At 65.9% G+C, this 9,628-nt stretch carries 10 protein-coding genes and 1 tRNA gene; 9 read left to right on the top strand and 2 right to left on the bottom strand.

Annotated elements, in window-relative coordinates:
* From atpA to CXZ10_RS17125, 4 genes are all read left to right on the top strand, one after another.
* A partial coding sequence (gene atpA, locus CXZ10_RS17140) for a F0F1 ATP synthase subunit alpha (protein ID WP_101290588.1) occupies positions 1–1,220 on the top strand: 1,220 nt, incomplete at its 5' end.
* A gap of 79 nt (positions 1,221–1,299) precedes the next feature.
* Positions 1,300–2,172 carry a F0F1 ATP synthase subunit gamma gene (locus tag CXZ10_RS17135; RefSeq protein ID WP_101290567.1) on the top strand — a complete coding sequence of 291 codons (873 nt, stop codon included), beginning with the start codon at positions 1,300–1,302 and terminating at the stop codon, positions 2,170–2,172.
* 27 nt (positions 2,173–2,199) lie between these two features.
* Entirely contained in the window at positions 2,200–3,639 is a 1,440-nt protein-coding gene (gene atpD, locus CXZ10_RS17130; protein WP_101290566.1) for a F0F1 ATP synthase subunit beta, read from the top strand.
* 139 nt (positions 3,640–3,778) lie between these two features.
* Positions 3,779–4,174, top strand: a complete 396-nt coding sequence (locus CXZ10_RS17125) for a F0F1 ATP synthase subunit epsilon (RefSeq protein ID WP_101290565.1) — start codon at positions 3,779–3,781, stop codon at positions 4,172–4,174.
* Positions 4,175–4,191: 17 nt separating this feature from the next.
* On the opposite strand, the gene CXZ10_RS17120 is transcribed toward CXZ10_RS17125, so the two are convergent.
* Entirely contained in the window at positions 4,192–4,887 is a 696-nt protein-coding gene (locus tag CXZ10_RS17120; protein WP_101290564.1) for a DeoR/GlpR family DNA-binding transcription regulator, read from the bottom strand.
* 109 nt (positions 4,888–4,996) lie between these two features.
* Between CXZ10_RS17120 and deoC the strand changes: the two genes are divergently transcribed.
* The gene (gene deoC, locus CXZ10_RS17115; RefSeq protein ID WP_180336050.1) at positions 4,997–5,686 is read left to right on the top strand and encodes a deoxyribose-phosphate aldolase; all 690 of its coding nucleotides are present in this window, start codon (positions 4,997–4,999) and stop codon (positions 5,684–5,686) included.
* Between the two features lie 236 nt (positions 5,687–5,922).
* Positions 5,923–6,174, top strand: coding sequence for a GlsB/YeaQ/YmgE family stress response membrane protein (locus CXZ10_RS17110; RefSeq protein ID WP_101290562.1), 252 nt, complete (start codon positions 5,923–5,925; stop codon positions 6,172–6,174).
* Positions 6,175–6,190: 16 nt separating this feature from the next.
* Here the strand turns inward: CXZ10_RS17110 and CXZ10_RS17105 are convergent.
* Positions 6,191–6,267, bottom strand: a tRNA-Arg gene (locus CXZ10_RS17105).
* A 171-nt stretch (positions 6,268–6,438) separates the two neighbouring features.
* On the opposite strand from CXZ10_RS17105, the gene CXZ10_RS17100 reads away from it, so the two are divergent.
* The 3 genes from CXZ10_RS17100 to CXZ10_RS17090 all read left to right on the top strand — a co-directional run bounded on the left by CXZ10_RS17100 (position 6,439) and on the right by CXZ10_RS17090 (position 9,590).
* Entirely contained in the window at positions 6,439–7,260 is an 822-nt protein-coding gene (locus tag CXZ10_RS17100) for a thermonuclease family protein (RefSeq protein ID WP_101290561.1), read from the top strand.
* Between the two features lie 68 nt (positions 7,261–7,328).
* Entirely contained in the window at positions 7,329–8,762 is a 1,434-nt protein-coding gene (locus tag CXZ10_RS17095; protein ID WP_244617123.1) for a M48 family metalloprotease, read from the top strand.
* A 129-nt stretch (positions 8,763–8,891) separates the two neighbouring features.
* Positions 8,892–9,590: a pirin family protein gene (locus CXZ10_RS17090; protein WP_101290560.1), complete on the top strand. Its 699-nt coding sequence runs from the start codon at positions 8,892–8,894 to the stop codon at positions 9,588–9,590.
* Positions 9,591–9,628: the final 38 nt, after the last annotated feature.

The raw sequence follows: 9,628 nt of genomic DNA, 5'->3' as shown, positions 1-9,628 counted from the left end.
TCGGCCGCGTCGTGGACGCCCTCGGCAACCCGATCGACGGCAAGGGCCCGATCGAGTACGAAACCCGCGCCCGCGTCGACGTCAAGGCGCCCGGCATCATCCCGCGCAAGTCGGTGCATGAGCCGATGTCGACCGGCCTCAAGGCCATCGATGCCATGATCCCGATCGGTCGCGGCCAGCGCGAGCTGGTCATCGGCGACCGCCAGACCGGCAAGACCGCCATCATTCTCGACACCTTCCTCAATCAGAAGCCTCTGCACGAAGCCGATGACGAGAAGGTCAAGCTCTACTGCGTCTACGTCGCCGTCGGCCAGAAGCGCTCCACCGTCGCCCAGTTCGTCAAGAAGCTGGAAGACGCCGGTGCACTCAAGTACTCGATCGTCGTCGCCGCCACCGCTTCCGACCCGGCGCCGATGCAGTACATCGCCCCCTTCGCCGGCTGCGCCATGGGCGAGTATTTCCGCGACAACGGCATGCATGCCCTTATCGCCTATGACGATCTGACCAAGCAGGCCGTCGCCTACCGTCAGATGTCGCTGCTGCTGCGCCGTCCGCCGGGACGCGAAGCCTTCCCGGGCGACGTCTTCTACCTGCACTCCCGCCTGCTCGAGCGCGCCGCCAAGCTCAACGACGAGAATGGCGCCGGCTCGCTCACCGCCCTGCCGGTCATCGAGACGCAGGCCAACGACGTGTCGGCCTATATTCCGACCAACGTCATCTCGATCACCGACGGCCAGATCTTCCTGGAGACCTCGCTGTTCTACCAGGGCATCCGCCCGGCGGTGAACGTCGGCCTCTCGGTGTCGCGCGTCGGCTCGTCGGCCCAGATCAAGGCGATGAAGCAGGTCGCCGGCACCATCAAGGGCGAGCTCGCCCAGTATCGTGAGATGGCCGCCTTCGCCCAGTTCGGCTCCGACCTCGACGCCTCGACCCAGCGCCTGCTGAACCGTGGCGCTCGCCTCACCGAGCTCCTGAAGCAGCCGCAGTTCTCGCCGCTGAAGACCCAGGAAGAAGTGGCCGTGATCTTCGCCGGCGTGTCCGGCTTCCTCGATCCGCTGCCGCTCTCCAAGGTGCGCCCCTTCGAGGACGGTCTGCTGCGCTATCTCCGCGAGAAGCATCCGGACATCCTGGACCGCATCTGGGCCGAAAAGCAGCTGTCCGACGAACTGCGCGGCAAGCTCCACGAGGCGATCTCCAACTTCGCCAGGTCCTTTGCCTGACGATATCGCCTGTTGAACCCGGGAGGGCGGACGCCGCCCTCCTCTCCCGCGCCCCGATGCCCCCTGGGCAGGAGCCGATATGGCCAGCTTGAAAGAACTCAAGAACCGCATCGCTTCGGTGAAGGCGACGCAGAAGATCACCAAGGCGATGCAGATGGTCGCCGCGGCGAAGCTGCGTCGCGCGCAGGAGGCGGCGGTCGCCGCCCGTCCCTACGCCCGTCGTCTCGGCGCGGTGGTCGCCAATCTCGCCGGCGCCATGGCCGGCCGTGACGACGCGCCGCGCCTGCTTGCCGGCACCGGCCGCGACGACGTGCATCTGCTCGTCGTCTGCACGGCCGAACGCGGCCTGTGCGGCGGCTTCAACTCGTCGATCGTCCGTCTGGCGCGCGAACACGCCGCCTCCCTGCTCGCCGCCGGCAAGACGGTGAAGATCCTCACCGTCGGCAAGAAGGGCGCCGACGCGCTGAAGCGCGAGCATGGCGACCGCTTCATCGACCGGGTCGAACTGCGCGGCGTCAAGTCGGTGAGTTTCGACATCGCCGACGACCTCGGCCGACGCATCGTCGACCTCTTCGAGGCTGGCGAGTTCGACGTCTGCACGCTGTTCTATTCGGAGTTCAAGTCGGTCATCCAGCAGATCCCGACGGCCAAGCAACTGTTGCCGGTCAAGGTGGAAAAGTCGGCGACCGTCTCCGAGGCCAACTACGAGTTCGAGCCCGACGAGGCCGAAATCCTCGAGACCCTGCTGCCGCGCTATGTCTCCGTCACGCTGTTCTCGGCTCTCCTTGAGAATGCCGCCGGCGAGATGGGCGCCAAGATGAGCGCCATGGACAACGCGACTCGCAACGCCGGCGAGATGATCGACCGCCTGTCGATCACCTACAACCGTACGCGCCAGGCCAAGATCACCACCGAACTCGTTGAAATCATTTCGGGCGCCGAGGCGCTCTGACCGCAACTTCGATCAAGGACCACATCGATGGCTGAAACGCATATCGGACGGATCACCCAGGTCATCGGCGCCGTCGTCGACGTCAAGTTCGACGCACACCTGCCGGCCATCCTGAACGCGCTCGAAACGAAGAACGGCGACAACCGTCTCGTGCTCGAGGTCGCCCAGCACCTCGGCGAGAACACCGTCCGCACCATCGCCATGGACACCTCCGAAGGCCTCGTCCGCGGCCAGGAGGTGGTCGACACCGGTGCGCCGATTTCGGTGCCGGTCGGCGACGGCTGCCTCGGCCGTATCATGAACGTCATCGGCGAGCCGGTCGACGAAGTCGGCCCGATCGTCGGCGAGACCAAGCGCGCCATTCACCAGGAAGCGCCTGATTATACCGACCAGTCGACGGAAGCCGAGATCCTGGTCACCGGCATCAAGGTGGTCGACCTGCTCGCTCCCTACGCCCGCGGCGGCAAGATCGGCCTGTTCGGCGGCGCCGGCGTCGGCAAGACCGTGCTGATCCAGGAGCTGATCAACAACGTCGCCAAGGCGCACGGCGGTTACTCGGTGTTCGCCGGCGTCGGCGAGCGCACCCGCGAGGGCAACGATCTCTATCACGAGATGATCGAGTCGGGCGTCAACAAGGACCCGCGCGAGCATGGCGGTTCGACCGAAGGCTCCAAGTGTGCCCTGGTCTACGGTCAGATGAACGAGCCGCCGGGCGCCCGCGCCCGCGTCGCCCTGGCCGGCCTTACCGTCGCCGAGCACTTCCGCGACAAGGGCCAGGACGTGCTGTTCTTCGTGGACAACATCTTCCGCTTCACCCAGGCCGGCTCGGAAGTGTCGGCTCTGCTCGGCCGCATCCCGTCGGCGGTGGGCTATCAGCCGACGCTCGCCACCGACATGGGCGCCATGCAGGAGCGCATCACCACCACCAACAAGGGCTCGATCACCTCGGTGCAGGCCATCTACGTGCCGGCCGACGACCTGACCGACCCGGCGCCGGCCACTTCCTTCGCCCATCTCGACGCGACGACGGTTCTGAACCGCGCCATCTCCGAGAAGGGCATCTATCCGGCTGTTGACCCGCTGGACTCGACCTCGCGCATGCTCGACCCGCAGATCGTCGGTGAGGAGCACTATGCGGTCGCCCGCCAGGTGCAGCAGATCCTCCAGAAGTACAAGGGCCTGCAGGACATCATCGCCATCCTCGGCATGGACGAGCTCTCGGAAGAGGACAAGCTGGTCGTGGCGCGCGCCCGCAAGATCGAGCGCTTCCTGAGCCAGCCCTTCCACGTGGCCGAAGTGTTCACCGGTTCGCCCGGCAAGCTCGTCGCCCTCGAAGACACCATCAAGGGCTTCAAGGGTCTCTGCGAAGGTCTCTACGACCACCTGCCGGAAGCTGCCTTCTACATGGTCGGCACCATCGACGACGCCGTCGAGAAGGCCCAGCGCCTCGCCGCTCAGGCCGCCTGATAGACTGACCGGGATGGGCGGGTAACGCCGCCCTCCTCCCCGGCGACACGCCGGAACCTGGACATCGACCGGCCGACTGGCCGCCAGTGCAATTCCATAAGGTCCGGAGTTGCCAGAAAAACACCGTTGGGAGCGCCGGATGGCAACCTTCAAGTTCGAGCTCGTCAGCCCTGAGCGCCTGATTCTGTCGGTCGACGCCGATCAGGTGGACCTGCCCGGCAGCGAGGGCGACTTCGGTGTGCTCGCCGGCCATGCGCCGTTCCTCACCACGCTGAAGACCGGCATCGTCACGGTGAAGGCCGGCGGTGTCGCAAGCCGTATCTACGTGCGTGGCGGCTTTGCCGACGTCAACGCGGCGGGTCTCAGCGTGCTGGCCGAGAAAGCCGTGCCGGAGAGCGAGTTCGGGCCGGCCGTTGCCGCGGCCGAGATCGCAGCGGCGGAGAGCCTTCTCGCCGACGCGAAGAGCGAGGGCGCCAAGGACCGCGCCGTCGCCGCCCTGGGTGACGTCAAGACTGCCGTTACCGCTCTCGCCTGAACGCCGGGAAGCTGCGGTCACTCGGTGATGATCTGATCGAACCGGTCGGCGGTGGCAAAGAACGCAGGCTTGATCTTGTCCAGCTTGCTCGCGTCGATCACCAGATAGCTCCATCCGGCACGCGCAAGCACCACCTGCTTGATCGGTACCTCGTGGAAGTTGGAACAGGTCGCGCCGTGCTGCGGGTGCAAGCCGCCGGCCGACAGGAAGGCTTTGCCGATTCCAAGCCGGTCCACGGTCCGCAGGGCCTCGTCGCCTGAAAAACTTTGCGACGAGGCGTGGAACAGTCCACCCAGCAGGATCAGGTTTATCCCCGAACGCCTGATGACACGCTCGGCGACGTTCATCGCGTAGGTGATGACGGTGAGCCGGCCCGTCGTCGGAAGGTAATCGACCATTCGCGGCGTGGTCGTTCCGCAATCGATGAAGATCGTATCGTCCGGTTCCACGAGGTCTGCTGCCTTGCGGCAGGCAAGCTCCTTCGCCTCGGCATGAGCGTCGGTCTCCATATCAAGGCGGTAGACGGCGTTTCGGTCGCCGCCGACCGGCAGGATATATCCCCCAAGATAGCTGAAGAGATGCGGCGCTGACGCGAGATCGCGCCGAACCGTCATGCCCGACACACCGAGGAGCGTGGCAGCTTCCTGGAGATGCAGCACTCCGACGTCCGCCAATCTCTCCTTGAGACGCTCTACGCGTTCAGTCTTTCTCACGGAAGCCCGCCCAACTTACCTGGCCGTCTTGACTCGCCGGAACCAGCATGAAACGTTCCGAACAAATTTTGTCACGATCATAACATGAAAGCTGGATGGAGTCGTTGAAATGACGGAAGCGAAACGTGATCCCCGGGTTCTCGCCGGAATGATCGACCACACGATTTTGAAGCCGGAGGCGACCCGGGCAGAAATCGCGCGGCTCTGTGACGAGGCGATCGAACATGGCTTTGCCTCCGTCTGCGTCAATGCCGTGCACGCCGGCTTCGTCGCCGGCCGCCTGGAGGGTAGCCCGGTCAAGACCTGCGTGGTGGTCGGCTTCCCGCTCGGGGCCAACGGTGCCGCCGCCAAGGCCGACGAGGCTTCCCGCGCCATCGCCGATGGCGCCGACGAGATCGACATGGTGATCGACGTCGGCGCACTGCGTGAGGGAGACCTCGACCGCTTCGGCGCCGACATCGCCGCCGTGCGCCGGGCGACGGCCGGCAAGGTGCTCAAGGTGATCATCGAGACCTGCCTGCTGGACGACGCCCAGAAGGAAACGGCCTGCCGCATGTCCAAGGAAATCGGCGCCGACTTTGTGAAGACGTCGACCGGCTTCTCGAGCGGCGGCGCAACCGTCGAGGACATCGCGTTGATGCGCCGCGTGGTCGGTCCCGAATTGGGCGTGAAGGCATCCGGCGGCATTCGCACCGCCGAGACCGCCTGGGCCATGGTGGACGCTGGCGCGACGCGCATCGGTGCCAGCGCCGGCGTCGCCATCGTTGGCGGCAGCAAGGCAGACGCCGCCGGTTACTGATGCCTTTGATGTATCCTTAAGGAGGAAAGCCGGCACCAGCAATCCCCGCTGGCGCCGGCTTTTTCATGGTCGCTGGCTCGACCCATGCCACGGCAAGCGCTCTTTCGCGACCGAATTGCCGTCGAGCCCGCTTCATTGGGAACTGCGCGCTTCGTACTTCGTTGTTCTCTCGTCGGCCAGTCGCTGCCGGAAGGCAGCAAGGGCCACTCAACTTGAACGACTGCTCGAGGTGAAAGATGGACGACGCAGGCATCGGCTGGATCGCAGCCATTATCATCGGCGGCCTTGCGGGCTGGATCGCTTCAGGACTGATGAAGACCGATACGGGGGTTTTCCTCAATATCGTGCTCGGCATCATTGGCGCCGCCATCGCTAGCTTCCTGTTCGGAATCCTCGGCATCTCCTTCGGCGGCTGGATCGGCTATCTCATCGCCGGCGTCATCGGCGCCTGCATCCTCGTTGGCGTCGTCAGGGCGGTCAAAAGATAGCGCATCGGTTGGAAAGTGGCGTCCCGGAAGGGATTCGAACCCCTGACCTACGGTTTAGGAAACCGTTGCTCTATCCTGCTGAGCTACCGGGACGCGGCGCGGCCGGACCAAGCGTCCGGCCGCTTCGGCTCATCTAGCAAATCGACGCTGGCTTTGACAGCCCTTTTCGAGGGTCATGCCGTAAAGGGAAGGCAGCCAGCCGTTCCAAGGGATAGGCGGTGGTTGAGCGCTCCGCTACAATCAAATGCAGCAGAGACCCCGCCAATGCCCCGCGTTGCTCACACGATCGCCGCGCTTGCCCTTGCCTTGCTGGCCATCCAGCCGAGCGAGGCACAGGAGACGTGTTTCGACGGCCCGGTGACGCCGACCCATCGCATCGAGACAACCGCTCCGCCATCGCCAGGAACCGTTCGGCCGGTGATAGCCCTCGCCCCTCTCCAGCCGACCGCCACGCCTGCCCCCGTCATCGTCGTTCTTGAGGGGCTGATCCTTCCGGCCAAAGGGGGTGAAGCAGCCCGCTCCACCTATTCGAACGTCATGGCCGACCTTCGCGGCAAGGTCGTCGCTCTTGCCGCCGTGGATGGCCCCGACCGTCGCGGCCGCCTGCATGGCGTCCTCCGCCTGGAAAGCGGCGCCAGCGTCGGCGAGCGGCTCCTAGCGGCCGGCGCCAGCCTTGCCGATGTGTCCTTTGCGCCCTGCGCCACGCGCTTTCTCGCCGCCGAAACCGAGGCACGTACGGAAAAACGTGGTATTTGGCGGCAAAGCCGGATATGGACGGATCTGAACGCGGCGGCGGCTGGCCTCCCCGATTTCGTGCTCGGCCGTGGCAGGGTCGCCTCGGTTGGCCGGTCGGGCCGAACCACCTATATCAATTTTGGCGGCAACTACCGGACGGATGCCACGGTGCGCCTTCGCGAGGCGACGGCGTCGGCGCTGACAGCCGCCGGGCGGCCGCCTGAGAGCCTTGCCGGGCGGATGATCGAGGTGCGCGGCTGGGCAACTCGGCGCAACGGCCTCGATTTGGACCTCGGGACGCCGCTGGCCTTGCGTCTGGCGGACAGCGCATCGGACATGGGAACGGACTAGGAAGCAGCATGGTCGGACGGATGGGTAGAACAGGCAATCTCTGCTGGTTCGCGTCGAGGACCGCCGCGATGGCTCTCGCCCTGTCGCTTGCCGGCTGCCTGGGACTGTCCGGCGAGGATGGCGGCCTTTCCGCCGAGCAGTCGATCACAACGACCATCCCGCAAGGCAAGGTCGATCCCAACGAGGTGGCGATCGCCGAGCGGGAGCATCCCAAGATCGTCGCCGCGTTCGGCGGCACCTATGAGGACCGAGAGGCCGAACTGGCGATCGCCAGCGTCGTGGGGCGGCTGGTCGCCGCCAGTCCCGAGCCTTGGCGGAGCTACCGCGTCACCATCCTCAACTCGCCGGCCGTCAACGCCTTCGCCCTGCCGGGCGGCTATGTCTATGTCACGCGCGGCCTTCTGGCGCTCGCCAGCGACACAGCCGAGGTTGCCGCCGTGATCTCCCACGAGATGGCCCACGTCACCGCCCGCCACGCCTTCTTGCGGGCGCAGAAGGCGGAGGCCGCGGCCGTGGCCAGCCAGGCCGTGCAGGACGTGGTGCAGGATCCGGCCGTGCAACGCGTGGCGCTCGCCTCGACGCAGGTCTCCCTTGCACGCTTCTCGCAGATCCAGGAGCTTGAGGCCGACAAGATCGGCATTGCGACCCTGGCCAAGGCCGGCTTCGACCCCTATGGTTCGCCGCGCTTCCTGACCTCGATGTCGCGCCTTGCCGCCTGGAAGAACGGCCTTCCGGAGGACGACACAGGCTCGATCGACTTCTTGTCCTCGCACCCGTCGACACCCGAGCGTCTCGCCCAGGCGCGGGAGGTGGCGAAGGCCACCGGCGTCACCGATGGCGAGGTGGACCGCGACGGCTACCTGTCGCGCATCGACGGCATCATGTATGGCGACGACCCGAACGAAGGCTACGTGCGCGGCCGTCAGTTCCTGCACGCCAAGCTGGGCTTCGCCTTCGAGGTGCCGGAGGGCTTCCTGATTGACAACACGTCGAAGGCGGTGCTCGCCACCAACGCCGACGGCGTCGCCATGCGCTTTGACGGCGCCAATGTCGCGGCCGGCAGCGATCTCGTCACCTACCTGACCTCCGGCTGGGTCAACGGGCTTGATCGGCAATCGGTGCGCACCGTGTCGATCGCCGGACTGCCGGCTGCCGTCGCCTCGGCGGCTGCACGCGGCTTCACCTACCGGATCGCCGTCGTCCGCTTCAACGACCAGGCGTTCCGCTTCCTGTTCGCGACGCGCGGCGACGCCGCTGCCCTCGACAGCACCTTCAGTTCCACGGTCGCTTCCTTCCGCTCGCTGTCGGAAGCCGAGAAGGCGTCGCTTGCCCCGCTACGCATCCGCGTCGTCAGCGTAGGCGTCGGCGAGACCGCCGTGATGCTCACCCGGCGCATGGTGCCCATGGACCGGGGCGTCATCCTGTTCAGGGCACTCAACGGCCTTGCCGCCAACGAGGAGCCGCGGCCCGGCACACGCGTGAAGATCATTGTCGACCGCTGAACCCACGCGATTGTTCATCTTCCGAGAACAGTGCGGCGGCAATAGGCTATCCTGACAAAAGACGCGTCGGGTCCCATCTTCGGGTCACCAAACGGGCGATAGAGCGTCGCCCCGACCAGGAGACCCGCAATGATCACCATCCGCAAGGCCAGCGAGCGCGGCCACACTGACGCCGGCTGGCTCGACAGCCACCACAGCTTTTCCTTCGGCCACTATTTCGACCCCAGCGCCATGGGTTTCGGCCCGCTCCGGGTGATCAACGACGATCGCGTCGCCGGTGGCGGCGGCTTCCCGCCGCACCCGCATGCCGACATGGAAATCGTCTCCTACGTGCTCGAAGGTGCGTTGCAACACCGCGACAGCCTCGGCACCGGTTCGGTGATCCGCCCCGGCGACGTGCAGCGCATGAGCGCCGGTACCGGCATTCGCCATAGCGAGTTCAATGCCTCGGCCACCGATCCAGTGCATTTCCTGCAGATCTGGATCCTGCCGGAAGCGGACGGCTTCGCCCCGTCCTACGAGCAGAAGAGCTTCAATGACGAACTCACGAACAGGCTGCGGCTCGTTGCCTCCCGCGACGGTCGCGATGGCGCGCTGGCGCTCCACCGCGACGTCGATCTCTACGCTGGGCGTCTGACGGCCGGCACCGAGGTCGACCACAGCTTTGCACCGGGCCGGTTGGGCTGGTTGCAGGTGGCGCGTGGCAGCGTCAAGATCAATGGTCAGGATCTCGGAGAGGGGGATGGCGCCGCCATCGAGCGACTGCCCGACCTCTCCATCTCCGCCCAAAGCGACGCCGAGATCCTTCTGTTCGATATGGCCCGCTAAACGGGAGAAAAGCGCCGCCGCCGGATGCCGCGGCGGCG

The sequence above is a fragment of the Pleomorphomonas diazotrophica genome (assembly GCF_002844595.1).
Classification (GTDB): domain Bacteria; phylum Pseudomonadota; class Alphaproteobacteria; order Rhizobiales; family Pleomorphomonadaceae; genus Pleomorphomonas; species Pleomorphomonas diazotrophica.
The sequence above is the reverse complement of the archived record's forward strand: the minus strand, read 5'-3'. Positions and strand labels throughout refer to the sequence as shown.

Coding starts and splice junctions, on each gene's coding strand:
- CXZ10_RS17135 (WP_101290567.1), top strand. CDS start 1,300: ATGGCCAGCTTGAAAGAACTCAAGAACCGCATCGCTTCGGTGAAGGCG.
- atpD (WP_101290566.1), top strand. CDS start 2,200: ATGGCTGAAACGCATATCGGACGGATCACCCAGGTCATCGGCGCCGTC.
- CXZ10_RS17125 (WP_101290565.1), top strand. CDS start 3,779: ATGGCAACCTTCAAGTTCGAGCTCGTCAGCCCTGAGCGCCTGATTCTG.
- deoC (WP_180336050.1), top strand. CDS start 4,997: ATGACGGAAGCGAAACGTGATCCCCGGGTTCTCGCCGGAATGATCGAC.
- CXZ10_RS17110 (WP_101290562.1), top strand. CDS start 5,923: ATGGACGACGCAGGCATCGGCTGGATCGCAGCCATTATCATCGGCGGC.
- CXZ10_RS17100 (WP_101290561.1), top strand. CDS start 6,439: ATGCCCCGCGTTGCTCACACGATCGCCGCGCTTGCCCTTGCCTTGCTG.
- CXZ10_RS17095 (WP_244617123.1), top strand. CDS start 7,329: ATGGCTCTCGCCCTGTCGCTTGCCGGCTGCCTGGGACTGTCCGGCGAG.
- CXZ10_RS17090 (WP_101290560.1), top strand. CDS start 8,892: ATGATCACCATCCGCAAGGCCAGCGAGCGCGGCCACACTGACGCCGGC.